Source organism: uncultured Megamonas sp. (assembly GCF_958438645.1).
Classification (GTDB): Bacteria; Bacillota; Negativicutes; order Selenomonadales; family Selenomonadaceae; genus Megamonas.
Window position 1 is genome coordinate 1 of the sequence record NZ_CAUBSM010000017.1, and the last position, 17,764, is coordinate 17,764.

Genomic DNA, 17,764 nt, shown 5'->3' on the forward strand with positions numbered 1-17,764 from the left:
ACAAATATGACAAATAACAACATTGTATTTTTAGGAAATAAAATAAAACTACCTATCAGAAATTATGATGTAATCTGTCTTGAAGATTTGCAAGTTGAAAACATGATGAAAAATCATAAATTAGCAAGAAATATAGCTGATGTTAGCTGGTCAGAGTTTATGAGACAACTAACATATAAAGCCAAATGGTTTGGCAGAGTTATTGTCAAAATAGATAAATTTTATCCTTCAAGCCAATTGTGTCATATTTGTGGATATAAAAATACTGAAGTAAAAAACTTAAATGTTAGAGAGTGGAATTGTCCTAAATGTAAAACACATCACGATAGAGATGTAAATGCAGCTATAAATATTAGAAATGAAGGATTAAGAATATTAAACATAGCTTAAATAACATATACAAGAACCGTAGGAACTATGGGGATAGCTCGGAGATACTGTATTCGTTAGAATATTTGACCGAGAATCTTGCGACTTTAGTCGTGGGAGGTTCAGGAGTGAGAGGATACACCATCAAGTAAATATTAAGACAAAACGTAAAATGAGTTTTTGGAAAAAATTATTGCTAATGATTTTAGTATTAGCTAGTTTAAGTTATTTTATTTGGCAAAATGAGGATTTTCAACGAAAATATTTATATCCATATGATTATCAAGATACAATAAATTTCTATGCGGATAGATATGAAGTAGATAGAAATTTAGTGGCAAGTGTTATTTTGGCAGAAAGTAAATTCCGTCAAGATGCCACCTCTGTTCATGGAGCTAGGGGCCTTATGCAAATCATGCCAGAAACTGGCAGCTGGATTGCTAGTCAAATAGAAGATAATAGTTTTTCTGTAGATAAATTGTATAATGCGAATATAAATATAAAATATGGTACATGGTATTTATCGGAATTACAAAATGAATTTAAGGGCAATGATGTATTGGCACTTGCAGCTTATAATGCAGGTAGAGGAAATGTATATGAGTGGATGGAAAAATATAATTGGGATATAAATTTTAAAGATTATACGAAAATACCTTTTCCTGAAACAAGAGAATATGTAAAACGTGTACTAGAAAATAAAAAACATTATAATGAATTATATAAATAAAAAAAGCTATATATTATGGATAAATCATGATATATAGCTTTTTGTGTTATATAAAGAAATATTAATTATGTAAAAATAATTGATTTATTTATACTAATAAGTATGTAAGAAATATTAATATTTGATATAATATTTATAGAAGATATGCAGGTATTTTTATTTGACAGGATTGCTAGTTTTATGATAGTATTTGAGTAATAAAAATATAGCCCTTTAAAAAAATCCAGCGAGGTTGAAAGGGAGCACTATATATCTTTATATTGCGCTATCAGTAGCTTTCTTATGCCTTCGCATAGGAAAGCTTTTTTTGATTTTGGGTTTCATTTAAAGTGCGAAGGAGTGACTATGTTGAGTAGAAACAACGTTTCATTACGTGGTAAAAATATTCTTGGATTAGAATATTTTTCTCCGGAAGAAATCGAATTAGTGTTGGACACAGCAAAAGAAATGAAAAATATCATTCATCGTGATATTAAAAAATTACCAACATTAAGAGGAAAATCAGTTGTTACCTTATTTTACGAACCAAGTACAAGAACACGTACTTCGTTTGAATTAGCCGGTAAATATCTAAGTGCTGATGTAGTAAATATTACATCTAGTACAAGCAGTATTGTAAAAGGTGAAAGCCTTCGTGATACACTGCTCACACTTGAAGATATGGGCGTTGATGCTATCATCATGCGTCATAGTGCTGAAGGTGCGGCTGAATATGCAACTAAAGTTGTAAGCCCAGTTATCATAAATGCAGGGGACGGAGCACATGCACATCCATCTCAAGGATTATTGAATTTATTCACAATTAGACAACATAAAGGAACTTTAAAAGGTCTAAAAGTTGCTATTATTGGTGATATACTTCATAGCCGTGTAGCTCGTAGCGATATTTGGGGTATGAGAAAAATGGGCATAGAAGTTCATCTTGCAGGCCCAAAAACATTATTACCAAGATATTTAGCTGAAGAACCAGGCATTTTTGTACATGACCGTGTAGAAGATGCAATTAAAGATGCAGATGTAATCAATGTTTTACGTATTCAACTTGAACGTATGAAATCAGGATTATTCCCATCTCTTCGTGAATATGCACGTATTTTTGGCTTGAATAAAGAACGTTTAGCTTTAGCTAAAAAAGATGTATTAATTCTTCATCCAGGTCCAATGAATAAAGGTGTGGAAATTTCTCCAGGAATTGCTTATGGTTTAAATTCTGCAATTCAAGACCAAGTACAAAATGGTGTTGCTGTTCGTATGGCTTTATTAACTCTAACTTTAACAGGAGGAAAAGACAATGAAATTACTGATTAAAGGTGGACGAGTTATAAATCCTGGCAAAGATTTTGATGCTGTCAGTGATGTACTTGTAGAAAATGGTAAAATCGTAGCTATTGGTGAAAACTTAGAAGCTAGTGATGCAAAAGTAATAGATGCTAAAGGCAAAGTAGTAGCTCCAGGCTTTATAGATATGCACACTCATCTTCGTGAACCTGGTCAAGAAGCTAAAGAAGATTTTGCTTCTGGCTCTAAAGCTGCTGCTGCTGGCGGATTTACTACAGTAGCGACAATGCCAAATACAAAACCAGTGGTAGATAACGCAATTTTAGTAAACGGATTAAAACAACGTGCTCAAGATGAAGGGGTAGTGCATATTGAAGTTATTGGTGCACTTACTAAAGGGCAAGAAGGTAAAGAATTAGCAGAAGTAGGCGATATGGCACAAGCTGGTGCTGTGGCATTTTCTGATGATGGACATTTTGATAATAATTGTAAATTAATGCTCAATGCTATGGATTATTTGAGAACTTTCCATAAAGCAATTATGTCTCATGCAGAAGAAACAAGTCTTGTAGCTGAAGGTGTGATGAATGAAGGTCATCGTTCTGCAATGCTTGGCATGAAAGGTAGACCAACAGTAGCCGAAGATATCGCTGTAATGCGTGAAATCTTATTAGCTGAATATGCTGATGCTTGGGTGCATATATCTCATATAAGTTCTAAAAATGCAATTGATATGGTTCGTCAAGCTAAAAAACGTGGTGTGAAAGTTACAGCAGAAGTAACACCTCATCATTTGACTATGACTGATGAAATGGTAGATCCAACAGATTCTTCAACAAAAGTAAATCCACCTCTTCGTGGACAAGCTGATATAAAAGCAGCTCTTGAAGGATTAAAAGATGGTACTATTGATATCATTGCAACAGATCATTCACCACACGCTCAAGAAGAAAAAGACCGTGAATATAAATTTGCTCCAAGTGGTTTCCCAGGTCTTGAAACTGCACTTGGCGTATTATTAACAGATTTATATCATAAAGATTTAATTTCTTTAAATGAGCTTGTAGCTAAAATGAGTTATATGCCAGGTAAATTATTCTTCGATGGCAAACGCGGTATCTTAGAAGAAAATGCTATGGCAGATATAACTATTTTTGACCCAGAACTTGAATGGACAGTAGAAAAAGAAAAATTCTACACAAAAGGTTCTCATAGTCCATTTGTAGGACGTACATTAAAAGGTAAAGCCGTTATGACTATTGTTGAAGGCAATATTGTAATGGATAATGGTGAAATTATAGCTTAATAATTTGGAGGTGCTCTTTTGAAAGGCAAATTAGTATTAGAAGACGGAGCAGTTTTTTATGGCGATATGCTTGATGAAAGACCTGTTTTAGGTGAAGTTGTATTCAATACTGGTATGACAGGTTATCAGGAAATTTTAACTGACCCATCTTATTGCAGTCAAATCGTTACACTCACTTACCCATTGATCGGTAACTATGGTGCAGCAAAAAAATTCAATCAATCTCGTAAATGTTTCTTCAATGGTTTTATCATTGGTGAACTTTGTGATATTGGTAGCAACTGGCAAAAAGAAGAAGAATTAGCTGACTTCTTAAAAGCACAAGATATTCCTTGTTTATATAATGTAGATACTCGTGCTGTTACTCGTCATATTCGTTCTTTAGGTGCAATGAAAGGTGTACTCGTACCTGAAACTGCAACTCAAGAAGAAATTGATGCTTTAATGAAAAATGAAATTCCAAAAGATGTAGTAAAAATGGTTACTACACCAGAAATTTATAAAATGGAAAATCCTGGTGGCCCACATGTTGTAGTTATGGACTTTGGTGTAAAACAACATATTTTAGATTCTCTTCATGGTATTGGTTGTGATTTAACAATTGTTCCAGCTGATACTAAAGCTGATGAAATCATGGCTTTAAATCCGGATGGTATTTTCTTATCCAATGGCCCTGGGGATCCAAAAGATTTACCAGAAATCATTGAAGTAGTACGTGAAATTGCAGGTAAAAAACCTACATTTGGTATTTGTCTTGGTCACCAGTTATTATCCTTAGCTTTTGGTGCAGACACTTATAAATTGAAATTCGGTCATCGTGGTTCTAACCAACCAGTTAAAAACTTACTCACTGGTAGAGTTCATATTACATCTCAAAACCATGGTTATGCTGTAGATGAAGAATCTTTAAAAGGATTGCCACTTGAAGTAACACATAGAGCTGTAAATGATGGTACTGTAGAAGGTGTCCGCCATACACAATTGCCAATCTTCTCTGTACAATATCATCCAGAGGCTTCACCAGGTCCAGATGATAATAGATATTTATTTGACCAATTTTGGGCAATGCTTCAGAAAGGGGAATAATTAAGTGCCAAAAAAACAAAATCTAAAAAAAGTAATGGTTATCGGTTCTGGTCCTATTATCATTGGTCAGGCTGCTGAATTTGACTATGCAGGTACACAGGCTTGCCGTGCATTGAAAGAAGAAGGACTTGAAGTTGTACTTGTAAACAGTAACCCTGCTACAATTATGACAGATAAAGATATCGCTGACCGTGTATATATAGAACCTCTTACAGTTGAATTTTTAGATGAAATTTTAGCAAAAGAACGTCCAGATGGTTTACTCGCTACATTAGGTGGACAAGCTGGTCTTAATCTTGCTGTAAAATTATCTGAAGCAGGTCTCTTAGAAAAATATAATGTTGAATTATTAGGTACTTCTTTGGAAGCTATTGAACGTGCTGAAGACCGTGAACTTTTCAAAGAAACTATGCAAAAATTAGGTGAACCAATTCCAGAAAGTACAATCGTTGATGACGTAGCTTCTGCTGTAGAATTTGCAAATCAGATTGGTTATCCTATCATTGTACGTCCAGCTTATACTCTTGGTGGTACTGGTGGCGGTATCGCTGAAAATGAAGAAGAATTAATCGAAATCGTTATTCGTGGTTTAAAATACAGTATGATAGGTCAAGTACTTATCGAACGCAGTGTTGCTGGTTGGAAAGAAGTAGAATACGAAGTTATGCGTGATGCTAACGATAACTGTATCGTAGTCTGCAATATGGAAAACCTTGATCCAGTTGGTGTGCATACAGGTGATAGTATCGTAGTTGCACCATCTCAGACACTTACTGACCATGAATATCAAATGCTCCGTAGTGCTTCACTTCGCATCATTCGTGAACTCGGTATCGAAGGTGGATGTAATGCACAGTTTGCATTAGATACAAAAACTAATCAGTATTATGTAATTGAAGTTAACCCACGTGTTAGCCGTTCTAGTGCTCTTGCGTCTAAAGCTACTGGTTATCCAATCGCTAAAGTTTCTGCTAAAATCGCCATCGGTTATACTTTGGATGAAATCACAAATGCAGTAACAAAGAAAACAAAAGCTTGCTTTGAACCTTCCTTAGACTATTGTGTAGTTAAATTCCCTCGTTGGCCATTCGATAAATTCGTATATGCTGACCGCACACTTGGTACACAGATGAAGGCAACTGGTGAAGTTATGTCTATTGACCGTTGCTTTGAAGGTGCATTATTAAAAGCTGTTCGTTCCCTTGAAATCGGTGTAAATCGCTTACATCTCGACAAAGTTGATAGCTGGAGCGATGAAGAAGTTAAATCTCATCTTTCCCGCATCAATGACGAACGCTTGTTCATTATTGCAGAAGCTTTCCGCCGTGGTATAGCTACAATTGATGAAGTTAATGCTATTACAAAAATAGATAAATGGTTCTTACGTAAGATTAAAAATATTACAGATACAGAACTTGCACTTGTAAAAGATGGTTTAACAGAAGAAAATTTACGTCGTGCAAAACGCTATGGTTTAGCTGATCGCTCTATCGGTGAAATCGTTGGCAAAGACATGAATGAAGTTCGCAATATGAGAAAAGCAATCAACCTTTTACCTTGCTACAAAATGGTTGATACTTGTGCTGCTGAATTTGAAGCTGCTACACCATATTATTACTCTACATTCCATGCTCAAGAAGATGAAGTAAAAACTACTGATAAACGCAAAGTAATCGTTTTAGGTTCTGGTCCAATCCGCATTGGTCAGGGTGTAGAATTTGACTATTGCTCTGTTCATTCTGTATGGGCTCTTCGTAAAATGGGTATTGAAGCAATCATCATCAACAATAACCCAGAAACAGTAAGTACAGACTTCGATATTTCTGATAGACTCTATTTTGAACCATTAACAACAGAAGATGTTTTAAATATCATTGATAAAGAACAACCAGATGGTGTTATTGTTCAATTTGGTGGTCAGACTGCAATCAATCTCGCAGCATCTTTAAAAGCTGCTGGTGTAAAAGTATTCGGTACATCTGTTGATGATATTGACCGTGCTGAAGACCGTGAACGTTTTGATGAAGTATTAGAACAAACAAATATCGCAAGACCTCAAGGTACAAGTGTAACTAATGTTGAAGATGCAGTAAAAGCAGCTGAAAAAATTGGTTATCCTTCTATGGTTCGTCCTTCTTATGTACTTGGCGGTCGTGCAATGGAAATCGTATATAATGAAGATGAATTACGCGATTATATGAACCGTGCTGTAAAAGTTACACCAGATCATCCTGTACTCATCGACCATTATATGCAAGGTACAGAAGTTGAAGTAGATGCTATTGCTGATGGTGAAACAGTAGTAATTCCTGGTATTATGGAACATATCGAACGTGCAGGGGTTCACTCTGGTGATAGTATTGCTGTATATCCACCACAGACATTATCTTCTAAAGTAATCTTTACTATCATTGACTATACAAAACGTCTTGGCTTAAATCTCAATGTTAAAGGTTTATTAAATATCCAATACGTTGTAGTAAATGATAATGTATATGTAATCGAAGTAAATCCTCGTTCTAGCCGTACTGTACCATTCTTAAGTAAAGTTACAGATATCAATATGGTTGAACTTGCTACTCGTGCAGCATTAGGTGAAAAACTTACTTCTTATGGTTTAAAATCTGGTCTTGTTGAACCAAAACCATATGTAGCTTTAAAAGCACCAGTATTCTCCTTTGCTAAAATGCAAGATGTAGATATTTCCCTTGGGCCTGAAATGAAATCCACAGGTGAAGTAATGGGTATCGATTACCATTATGCACGTGCTTTATATAAAGCTATTACAGGTGCAGGTATGAATATTCCTCATGAAGGAACAATTCTCTTTACTGTAGCTAATAAAGATAAAGAAGAAATGAAACAGTTAGGTAGAGCTTTCGCTGAACTCGGTTTCAAAATTGCAGCAACAGAAGGCACAGCAAAAGCTTTAAAAGAAGTTGGCGTTGATGCTTCTATCGTATATAAAGTACATGAACGTGGTCAAAATGTGAAGAGTGATCGTAGTAGCGATATCATCAAGATGATTAAAGCTGGTGGTATTAATATGGTTATTACTACACAAACTCCTGGTCAGAAATTCGCTAAAGATGGTTTCAGAATCCGTCGAGCTACTGTAGAACATGGCATCGCATGTCTTACATCTTTAGATACTGCTTGGGAAGTATTACGTGTATTGAGCTTTATTCGTGAACGCCGTCTTGTTTACTCCTTAGCACTTCAGGATTATATTGGACGCGGCGATGAATTAGCATAATTTAACGTAGATTTTGTACGCCGATAGGATTTCTTATCGGCGTATATTTGTAAAAATACACATTATAATAGTGCAATATCGACTTTATATTGTTGGATAATTGTATTAAACTCAATTAAATGATAACGAGGTATTTTTATGGTAAAAGATAAATTAATCGTTGCTCTTGATTTCCATACAAAAGAAGATGCACTCGCTTTAGTGGATAAATTAGGTGATAGTGTTGTTTTCTATAAAGTAGGAATGGAATTATTTTACAGAGTAGGTTCATCTATTATTGAAGAATTGAAGAAACGCAATAAAAAAATCTTTTTAGATTTAAAATTGCATGACATTCCAAATACAGTAGCACAAGGTTTATGCTCACTTTTATATCAAGGTGTAGACATCATGAATGTACATGCTTCTGGTGGATATACTATGATGAAGACAGCAGCAGATACAGTGCGTGCTGAAGCTAAAAAAATGGGCATTGAAGCACCAAAAATCATTGCTGTAACAATTTTAACAAGCATTAATGAAGCTGATTGGGAAGGACTCGGTCAAACTGTTTCTATAAAAGATCAAGTAATTCGCTTAGCAAAACTCACTAAAGAAGCTGGACTTGATGGCGTAGTAGCTTCACCACAAGAAGCAAAATTCATTCGTGAAGTTTGTGGCGAAGATTTCCTCATCATAACACCAGGTGTGCGTCCTGCTGGTGCTTCTATTGATGACCAAAGTAGAATTGCAACTCCAGCTAAAGCTTTAGCTGATGGTGCTACTCATCTTGTTGTAGGCAGACCAATAAGAGCAGCTCAAAATCCAGTAGAAGCTGCTGAAAATATATTAAAAGAAATGGAGAATGCTTAATTATGACTGAACAAGAAGTAAAAGATTTATTGATTAAAACTAATGCAATCATGGAAGGCCATTTCCTTTTGACTTCTGGACTTCACAGCCCAATGTATGTAGAAAAATTCAACGTATTACAGCAACCAAAATATACAGAACAGCTTTGTAAAGCTCTTGCTGAATATTTCGCTGATAAAAACATTGATACTGTAGTTGGACCTATGACTGGCGGTATTTTACTTGCTCATGAAGTTGGTAAAGCACTTGGTACAAGAGCTATTTTCACAGAACGTGTTGATGGTAAAATGACTTTCCGTCGTGGCTTTAGCTTAAAACCAGGTGAAAGAGTTGCTATCGTTGAAGATATCGTTACAACTGGTGGTTCTGTAAGAGAAGTTATCGATGTAGTAAAAGCTGAAGGTGCTATTCCAGTAGGTGTAGGTCTTCTTGTAGATAGAAGCGGTGGTAAAGCTACATTTGAAGATGTTCCTGCTCATGCACTTTTACATCTTGATGTTACAACTTATAAACCAGAAGAATGCCCACTTTGTCATGATAATGTACCAATGACAAAACGTGGTCGTACTGGTAAATAATTTTTAATGAAAAAAGAACAATTAGAAAAAGTCCAGGCTGAAGTTTCGGCCTGGACTTATTTGCAATCTTTACCACCAGAAAAAAATAATTTTAAATTGAAAATATTGATGCAAGAAGTTGCAGATACATTTCAAATTTATAGTTATGAAAATGATGATTTGAAGCGAAAGACCATGATTTATTATCATGAAGAAACAAAAGAATATAAACTATTAGTAACGATAGGCCTTATAGAATTTTGTGCTATAGAATATATCTCGGAAAGTCTTGAGAAACTAGAAAGAATTCTTAAAGAACGTTTTGATAGTCTTTTAGGAGATATTTCTCATTTTAATAGAGAACATATAAGTTCTATTATTGAAGATAAAGCTATTATGGATTGGGAGTATATTGATAATTTACCAAAAGAAATAGATGGTTTTAAATTATTTATCAATCCTAAAGAGCCCGTGAAGATAATAAATGGTTCATATATTATCATTGATTATTGTGATTTTAGTAAAGAAAGTAATTTCATTATATATTACAATGTTTTTAGAGATGAATTTTTTGGTGAAGCACGTTTGCATCGCATACCAGAAGTAACATATGATTTTGATTGCTCTGAGTTAAAAGATTTGGCAGAGCTTTTAGACAAAAATTTAAAATCTACATTGCATAAGATACGTTCACGTATTTGAGAGATATCTAAATGATATCTCTTTTTTTATTATATATTACAAAATGTAATAGAAAACCTAAAATCATGTAATAGTTTTTTCATAAATTAAAATTTTTTGAAAATTTTTTTGGATTAGAAGGATTTAAAATTTTTACAAAGAATTAGTAATATATATAATTTTAGAAGGGTGGAATAAATATGGACGCACCAAATCCTATATTAATCATGGTTATTAATATGACAATTGTTTTTGTAGTATTGTACATTTTAGGCTTATTTATCAGGCTTATACATGTTGTTGACCCTACTAGAAAAAGAAAAGTAGAACCGAAAAAAGAAGAAGTCAAAACAACTTCACCAGTACAAATCCCTAAAGATAATATGGCAGATAAAACTTTAGCTGCAATAATAGTGACTTCTTTGATGGCTTATGGATGTAAAGATTTTGAAATAAAATCGATAAAAAAATTATAGTATTATGCAGTACAGACATAGAGCTAGAAGTAAATATATAAAAGAACGGGAGGCATTATAATATGGATGCTTTTTTAGTAGCAATTCAATCTGTTTGGACAGATAGTGGATATGTAGCCTTGAATATGGGAAATATTACTATGATAGTCGTTGGTCTTATTTTATTATATTTGGCAATTGGTAAGGGTTATGAGCCATTGCTTTTAACACCAATTGCATTTGGTTGTGTATTAGCAAATTTTCCTAATAATGGCTTTCATGAAGGTGTTATGTGGGCTATTGGTCAAGGTATTCAGATGGAAATATTCCCACCACTTATTTTCTTGGGTGTAGGTGCGATGACGGATTTTGGACCACTTATTGCTAATCCAAACACATTGATGTTAGGTGCTGCTGCACAATTTGGTGTATTTGTAGCTTTAGGTGGAGCTATGTTACTTGGTTTTAATGTTCAAGAAGCTGCTTCAATCGGTATTATCGGTGGTGCTGATGGTCCAACAGCTATTTATTTAGCAACAAAATTGGCACCGGATTTATTGGGGGCTATAGCAGTTGCGGCATATTCATATATGTCTTTGGTACCACTTATTCAACCACCTATTATGCGTTTATTTACAACTAAAGAAGAACGTGCAATAAAAATGGGGCAATTAAGAGAAGTTACTAGATTTGAACGTATTGTATTTCCTATCATGGCTACAATTGTTATAAGTTTATTATTACCACCTATTGCGTCATTGATTGGTATGTTAATGCTTGGTAACTTATTCCGTGAATCTGGCGTTACAGATAGACTTTCAGATACAGCACAAAATGCTCTTTGCAATATTGTAACTATTTTCTTGGCTTTAGGTACAGGTCTTACAATGTCTGCTGATAAATTTTTACGTTTACAGACAGTAGAAATTATTTTCTTAGGCTTAGTTGCATTCGCTGGCGGTACAGCAGCTGGTGTATTACTTGGTAAAGTAATGTGCAAATTAAGCGGTGGAAAAATTAATCCGCTTATTGGTTCAGCAGGTGTATCAGCCGTTCCAATGGCAGCTCGTGTATCTCAAATTGAAGGTCAAAAAGCAAATCCTAGTAACTATTTATTAATGCATGCTATGGGACCAAATGTTGCAGGGGTAATCGGTACAGCAGTAGCTGCAGGTACTATGCTTGCTATGTTCGGTGGCTGATAGATATAAAGGAGTAATTGATCATGAAACAAAAAAGATATCATGTAATTGTAAGTGGTACAGAATTTTTTCTTGATGTAGAACAAACGGGTGGAAATCAAGATGTTCCTATGATTGGTAGACAGGATAATAATATTAGCTGGAATAGATATGGTAGAGAACATATTAATCCATCTCAGAAAAAATAGCTATTAATAAAATAAAAATATATATGCAATAAAAAAGGTAAATTACTTTATAAAATTAAAGCAATTTACCTTTTTTGTTTATTAGTATTTTATATCAAAGAAATATTATTTACCTTCAACAAAGTTTAAAGCATTTAATGTTTTTTGAGCAATGCCATGCATTTTTTCAGCAGAGATGGAGCAAACTGCAATTCTTACACCGCGTTTTAATGGTACAGCAAAGATCAAATCATCATGTAATTTATCACAAACAGCAGCAGGATCGCTAGATGGAATGGATAAGAAGAAACCTGCTTTATAAGGGAGAGCTTTAAGACCGCAAGCTTTTGCTTCTTCCATAAAGATAGCACCGCGTTGTTTGATTGTCTGATAAATAGCATCGCGTTCTGCTTCAAATTGAGCGAGTAAAGTTTTATCTTGGTCAATTGTAGCAAGTGTAGCCATAGCACCACGGTTGATATTAGACCATGTAGCACGGCTTGTATATTTGCAGACATTTAAAAATTCAGTAGTGAGTTCTTTATTGGATGATAAACCAACCATAGCACCAGTACGTTGACCATAAAGAGTATAACCTTTAGACATACTGAATGCAAAAATAGTAAAGATATTTTCTGGAAGATTGGAGAATTTTCTCATGAATTTACGACTTTCATTTTTTTCTCCTGCATAGTCGATATAAGCTATGTCTACAAGCAATGTGATTTTTTTATTGCCACCTTTAGCATGTTCTTTACAAACATCGAGAACTTTATCCCAATCTTCTTCAGAAAGGCTATAACCTGTTGGATTGTGTGCAGGTGTATTGATGATGATAAGTAAAGAATCTTGATTTGCTAAAAGCATATTTACTTTGTCAGTGAAGCTTTCGATATTGTAATTCATATTTTCGTCGAAAAGTTCATATGTTTCTAATTTACGACCAGCTTCTTGGCATAAAACATTGTAAGTACCCCAATACCAATCTGAAGTTAAAACACTATCGCCGATTTCAGAATAATTCCAAATGGTGTTATGTATAGCACCAGTACCGCCAGCAGTAGCTACAGCTTCGAGGTAGCCTTCTGGTTTATTGTCTGCAAATGTAAGATTTTTTACAGCTTCAAGATATGCTGGAAGACCAATGATAGGAGCATAAGCAGCAAGTTCATTTGTAGGTAATGAACGAAGAACTTTTTCTACTGTAGGAATGCAAATAAGTTTTCCATTATCATCCATAATAGCACCAATTGTACCATTAGTTACTTTATCTGCTCCATATTTTTGAGCAGCTTCATTGCAAGCAGCACTTGCACCAAAAATAACATCTTTTAAAACTTTTCCTGTACTATGAGATGCAACCATACTAAAACTCATATGTAAATTCCTCCTAAATATAAAAGACAAAATTTGTTTGATTAATAACAATGTTAAATGGGAACTCTTATGATTATACTACAATTTGTAAAATTTTTTTATATGTATCCATCATGTATACATGTATATTTTTAAAAATCCTTTCTAGCTAGATTTAGTGGATTTGTTCGAATAATAAATTGACTAAAGTTCTCAATAAATGTTATAATCAGCTTATTATCTGTTAACATGTAACGATTTGATGATACAGATATAAGAAATATGTGATAAATATAAAATCAGGAGGCAAATAAATGGCAATTAAAAAATTTCCTATTTCTCAAGAAAGATTAGAAGAAATTATAAAAAAATATCCTACACCTTTCCACATTTATGATGAAAAAGCAATTCGAGCAAATCTCCGCCGTTTTAAAAAGGCTTTTGATTGGGCTCCTGAATTTAGAGAATATTTTGCGGTAAAAGCAACACCAAATCCTCGTATTTTACAGATCATGCAAGAAGAAGGAGCAGGTGCAGACTGTTCTTCCTTACCAGAATTATTACTTGCAGATGCATCAGGTATTCATGGTGAAAAAATAATGCTCACTTCTAATGATACTCCAGCAGATGAGTTTCAAAAAGCTATTGAATTAGGTGCTATTATTAACTTAGATGATATTACTCATATTGAGTATTTAGAAAAAAATGCTGGCATGCCAAAGGTAATGTCTTTTAGATACAATCCTGGTAACTTAATTGAAGGTAATGATATCATTGGTAAACCAGAAGAAGCTAAATATGGTTTAACAAAAGAACAGATGTTTGAAGCATATAAAATAGCTATGGATAAAGGTGTTAAACGCTTTGGTCTCCATACAATGGTAATTTCCAATGAAACTAGACTTGAAGGTTTATTATTAAATGCTAAAATTGTATTTAACTTAGCTGCCGAAATCGCTACTAAATTGGGCATTAAATTTGAATTTATTAATTTAGGTGGCGGCGTAGGTATTCCTTATCGTCCTGAAGAAAGTGCTGTAGATTTAGAAGCTTTAGGTGAAGGTGTGCATAAATTATACGATGAAATTTTAGTACCAGCAGGTCTTACTACTACTGCTATTGCTTATGAATCAGGTCGTGCTATAACAGGTCCTTATGGATATCTTGTATCTACTGTATTACATGAAAAAAATACTTATAAACATTATATTGGCTTGGATTCTTGTATGGCAAATTTAATGCGTCCAGCTCTTTATGGTTCTTATCATCACATTGTCGTTGTTGGTAAAGAAAATGAACCTTGTGATCATGTATATGATGTAACAGGTTCTTTATGTGAAAATAATGATAAATTTGCTATTGATCGTAAATTACCTAAAATTGACATTGGTGATCGCATTGTTATGTTTGATACAGGTGCACATGGTCATGCAATGGGCTTTAATTATAATGGTAAATTACGTAGTGCAGAATTGTTATTACATGAAGATGGTTCTGTAGAATTAATTCGCCGTGCAGAAACAATAGAAGATTATTTTGCTACATTATATTATGATGGCTCCGTGCTAAAAAAATAATAAATAATATAAAAATAAGACCTCGTTAGAAGTTTTGATATGGCTTTTAACGAGGTCTTTTATAATTATTCTGTTTTTTCTGGTGTATCGTCTGTAGATATTGGTTCTACTTTTGGTTGGGTATGATTTTCGATGCAATCTTTGGTGATGATAACTTTTCTTGGTTCATCAGATTGAGGAATTTCATACATTATATCAAGCATAACATCTTCTAAAATACCGCGAAGACTTCTAGCACCAGTTTTGCGTTCAATAGCTTTTTTAGCTACAGCTAAGAGAGCATCATGTTCAAATTCTAATTTTACTTTATCCATAGCAAGTAATTCTTGATATTGACGAACAGGTGCATTTTTTGGTTCAGTTAAGATTTTTAGTAAGTCATCTTCAGTGAGTTCTTCAAGAGTACAAATTACAGGTAGACGACCGATAATTTCTGGAATGATACCGAATTTTATCAAATCTTCTGGACGAACTTTATGGATTAAATCATTAAATACTGGTTTATCATTTTTAGCTTGAACATTTGCACCAAAGCCAATACCGCTATTGTCAGTTTTTAAGCGTTTAGCGATGATTTCTTCAATGCCGACGAATGCACCGCCAACAATAAATAATATATTAGTAGTATCTACTTTTATAGTAGGGGCTTCTGGATGTTTACGTTGTCCTTGTGCTGTGAATTCAACAACGCCACCTTCCATCATTTTTAAAAGACCTTGTTGAACGCCTTCATGACCAGGGTCTGCTGTGATAGAGTTATTAGCACCAGATTTACGAGCAATTTTGTCAAATTCATCAAGATAGATTATACCATGTTCAGCTTTTTCAATATTTTTGTCGGCAGCATAGTAAAGATTTCTTACAGCAACTTCAACATCAGAGCCAACAAAACCTGCTTCTGTAAGGCTAGAAGCATCAGTTACAGCAAATGGAATATCTAAAAGTTTAGATAAATGTTGAAGCATAGCTGTTTTACCACAACCAGAAGGACCAAGCATGATTACATTAGATTTTTCGATATTCATATCGCGTTTATCATGAGTGTAGCCATATTTCATGCGTTTATAATGATTGTATACAGCTACGGATAGTATTTTTTTGGCACGATCTTGGTTGATAATATATTGATCTAAAAATTCTTTAATAACATGAGGTTTGTTTTTAGCTAAGATATCATCAAGACTATTTACGAATTTGCGATTTTGAGATTTTTCATCGCGTTTATCATGTTCAACGATATATCCATAGATGTCTTTGATACAATTTTTACAAATAGCAAAACCTGTTTGAGGATCATAAATTGGCATATCATATTGAGAACGTATAGTTATAGTACGTTTACAAAAACTACATACATGTTGTAATTCATTATTATTTTTCTTCATAAAAAACTTATCCCTTCTCTATTATCAAATAAAAGCAGTATATTAATTTTTATAAATTAGCTTATTTTATTATAAATATTTACAACAATATTTGCAATTAGTATTGATTGTTGAGAAAAATTATTGTAAACTAATGTAGTTCGTATAACTAAAGCTTGCAAGTATATCAAGTCTGTGATATAATCAATCAGTAAATGTCAGAGAGTGAGGTGCGACAGAATGAAACAAGGAATCCATCCTGATTATAAAGAAGCTACAGTTATCTGTGGTTGTGGCAATACTTTTAAAACTGGCTCTGTTAAAGGTGAATTACGTGTAGACGTTTGCTCTAAATGTCATCCATTCTTCACTGGTCGTCAACGCGACATGGCAGCTGGTGGACGTATTGAAAAATTCAACAAACGTTATGGCAAAAAATAAAAATACGAATGTTAAGCAGAGCAGAAATGCTCTGCTTCATTTATATTTAGAAATAAATATCAGTAATAGTTTGATAAATAGATTTATAATTAAATAAGGTAGGTGGATTTTAAGTGTCTGAAAAATTAATGGTAGGTGGACAGGCTGTAATTGAAGGTGTAATGATGCGTGGACCAAAAAAAGTCGCAACAGCAGTACGAGAACCTTCAGGTGTAATCACAGTTGATGTGAAACCAGTAAATTCTCTAGCAGAGAAATATCCTATATTTAAAAAGCCATTTTTCCGTGGTATATTATCCTTAGGTGAGTCATTAGTTATGGGGCTTAAATCCTTGACTTATTCAGCACAGATGGCAGGCGAAGAGGAAGCTGATAAATTAACAAATAAAGATATTGCGATAACAATGACAATATCATTGTGTGCAGCAATTTTGTTGTTTGTAGTAATTCCTACAGCTTCTGTTAATTTAATTAATACGGATAGTCATGTGGTCATGAATTTATGGGAAGGTTTAGTCCGCATGGTTGTTTTTTTCTTATATATATATGGTATATCGAGAGCAAAAGATATACAAAGAGTTTTCCAATATCATGGAGCTGAGCATAAAACAATTCATGCTTATGAAGCAGGTGTTGAGTTAATACCAGCTAATGTACAGAAATTCTCTCGATTACATCCACGTTGTGGTACATCATTTTTATTGATAGTAATGATTGTCAGTATTTTTATGTTTTCTTTTTTAGGTTGGCCAAGTCTTTTAGAACGCATTGCATCTAGGGTTTTATTATTGCCAGTAGTGGCAGGTGTTTCCTATGAATTAATTCGCTTTGCAGGTCGTTCTAAAAATAAAATAGTGCATACGATTTCTTTACCAGGATTATGGTTACAGTATTTAACAACTAGAGAACCTGATGATTCAATGATAGAAGTTGCTGTGAAATCTTTACAGGCAGCTATTGAATTAGAAGAAACAACAAAAGTAGAAACTAAAAATGATGATGTAGTAAATAAAAATGATATGAAAGATTTAAAAGTAAATGCTAGTATTTAGTAATATAGCATTGTATAGATATAGAAATAAATAAA

17 protein-coding genes are annotated in these 17,764 nt (G+C 33.7%); 15 read left to right on the forward strand and 2 right to left on the reverse strand.

Features of this window, described 5'->3' with window-relative positions; translation table 11 throughout:
* From Q5I67_RS09720 to Q5I67_RS09775, 12 genes are all read left to right on the forward strand, one after another.
* Nucleotides 1-390 (forward strand): RNA-guided endonuclease TnpB family protein (locus tag Q5I67_RS09720; protein ID WP_302487194.1); only part of this gene is annotated, 390 nt, incomplete at its 5' end.
* Between the two features lie 178 nt (nucleotides 391-568).
* The gene (locus Q5I67_RS09725) at nucleotides 569-1,099 is read left to right on the forward strand and encodes a lytic transglycosylase domain-containing protein (protein WP_302487195.1); all 531 of its coding nucleotides are present in this window, start codon (nucleotides 569-571) and stop codon (nucleotides 1,097-1,099) included.
* Between the two features lie 345 nt (nucleotides 1,100-1,444).
* Nucleotides 1,445-2,407 (forward strand): aspartate carbamoyltransferase catalytic subunit, encoded by a 963-nt coding sequence (locus tag Q5I67_RS09730; protein WP_302487196.1) that lies wholly within the window; start codon nucleotides 1,445-1,447, stop codon nucleotides 2,405-2,407.
* Complete coding sequence (locus Q5I67_RS09735) at nucleotides 2,391-3,683, forward strand: dihydroorotase (protein WP_302487197.1); 1,293 nt, start codon at nucleotides 2,391-2,393, stop codon at nucleotides 3,681-3,683. The genes Q5I67_RS09730 and Q5I67_RS09735 overlap by 17 nt, the downstream gene beginning before the upstream one ends.
* A gap of 18 nt (nucleotides 3,684-3,701) precedes the next feature.
* Nucleotides 3,702-4,769, forward strand: a complete 1,068-nt coding sequence (gene carA / locus Q5I67_RS09740) for a glutamine-hydrolyzing carbamoyl-phosphate synthase small subunit (RefSeq protein ID WP_302487198.1) — start codon at nucleotides 3,702-3,704, stop codon at nucleotides 4,767-4,769.
* Between the two features lie 4 nt (nucleotides 4,770-4,773).
* Nucleotides 4,774-8,025: a carbamoyl-phosphate synthase large subunit gene (carB, locus tag Q5I67_RS09745; RefSeq protein ID WP_296896370.1), complete on the forward strand. Its 3,252-nt coding sequence runs from the start codon at nucleotides 4,774-4,776 to the stop codon at nucleotides 8,023-8,025.
* A gap of 138 nt (nucleotides 8,026-8,163) precedes the next feature.
* Nucleotides 8,164-8,877 (forward strand): orotidine-5'-phosphate decarboxylase, encoded by a 714-nt coding sequence (pyrF, locus tag Q5I67_RS09750; RefSeq protein ID WP_296896372.1) that lies wholly within the window; start codon nucleotides 8,164-8,166, stop codon nucleotides 8,875-8,877.
* A 2-nt stretch (nucleotides 8,878-8,879) separates the two neighbouring features.
* On the forward strand, nucleotides 8,880-9,455 hold the full coding sequence (pyrE, locus tag Q5I67_RS09755; protein WP_015562054.1) for an orotate phosphoribosyltransferase: 576 nt from the start codon (nucleotides 8,880-8,882) through the stop codon (nucleotides 9,453-9,455).
* Nucleotides 9,456-9,461: 6 nt separating this feature from the next.
* Nucleotides 9,462-10,136 (forward strand): hypothetical protein, encoded by a 675-nt coding sequence (locus tag Q5I67_RS09760; protein WP_302487199.1) that lies wholly within the window; start codon nucleotides 9,462-9,464, stop codon nucleotides 10,134-10,136.
* 179 nt (nucleotides 10,137-10,315) lie between these two features.
* Entirely contained in the window at nucleotides 10,316-10,591 is a 276-nt protein-coding gene (locus Q5I67_RS09765) for an OadG family protein (protein ID WP_302487200.1), read from the forward strand.
* A gap of 62 nt (nucleotides 10,592-10,653) precedes the next feature.
* Complete coding sequence (locus Q5I67_RS09770; protein ID WP_296896379.1) at nucleotides 10,654-11,772, forward strand: sodium ion-translocating decarboxylase subunit beta; 1,119 nt, start codon at nucleotides 10,654-10,656, stop codon at nucleotides 11,770-11,772.
* Between the two features lie 23 nt (nucleotides 11,773-11,795).
* The gene (locus Q5I67_RS09775; protein WP_296896381.1) at nucleotides 11,796-11,960 is read left to right on the forward strand and encodes a hypothetical protein; all 165 of its coding nucleotides are present in this window, start codon (nucleotides 11,796-11,798) and stop codon (nucleotides 11,958-11,960) included.
* A 105-nt stretch (nucleotides 11,961-12,065) separates the two neighbouring features.
* Here Q5I67_RS09775 and Q5I67_RS09780 read toward each other — a convergent pair whose 3' ends face one another.
* On the reverse strand, nucleotides 12,066-13,316 hold the full coding sequence (locus Q5I67_RS09780; protein ID WP_302487201.1) for a pyridoxal phosphate-dependent aminotransferase: 1,251 nt from the start codon (nucleotides 13,314-13,316) through the stop codon (nucleotides 12,066-12,068).
* A gap of 293 nt (nucleotides 13,317-13,609) precedes the next feature.
* Between Q5I67_RS09780 and lysA the strand changes: the two genes are divergently transcribed.
* The gene (lysA, locus tag Q5I67_RS09785; protein ID WP_296896384.1) at nucleotides 13,610-14,872 is read left to right on the forward strand and encodes a diaminopimelate decarboxylase; all 1,263 of its coding nucleotides are present in this window, start codon (nucleotides 13,610-13,612) and stop codon (nucleotides 14,870-14,872) included.
* Nucleotides 14,873-14,937: 65 nt separating this feature from the next.
* On the opposite strand, the gene clpX is transcribed toward lysA, so the two are convergent.
* Nucleotides 14,938-16,257, reverse strand: a complete 1,320-nt coding sequence (clpX, locus tag Q5I67_RS09790; protein WP_296896385.1) for an ATP-dependent Clp protease ATP-binding subunit ClpX — start codon at nucleotides 16,255-16,257, stop codon at nucleotides 14,938-14,940.
* Nucleotides 16,258-16,476: 219 nt separating this feature from the next.
* On the opposite strand from clpX, the gene rpmE reads away from it, so the two are divergent.
* Together rpmE and Q5I67_RS09800 are read left to right on the forward strand one after the other, a co-directional pair.
* Nucleotides 16,477-16,677 carry a 50S ribosomal protein L31 gene (rpmE, locus tag Q5I67_RS09795; RefSeq protein ID WP_296896387.1) on the forward strand — a complete coding sequence of 67 codons (201 nt, stop codon included), beginning with the start codon at nucleotides 16,477-16,479 and terminating at the stop codon, nucleotides 16,675-16,677.
* A gap of 113 nt (nucleotides 16,678-16,790) precedes the next feature.
* Entirely contained in the window at nucleotides 16,791-17,729 is a 939-nt protein-coding gene (locus Q5I67_RS09800; RefSeq protein ID WP_302487203.1) for a DUF1385 domain-containing protein, read from the forward strand.
* Nucleotides 17,730-17,764: the final 35 nt, after the last annotated feature.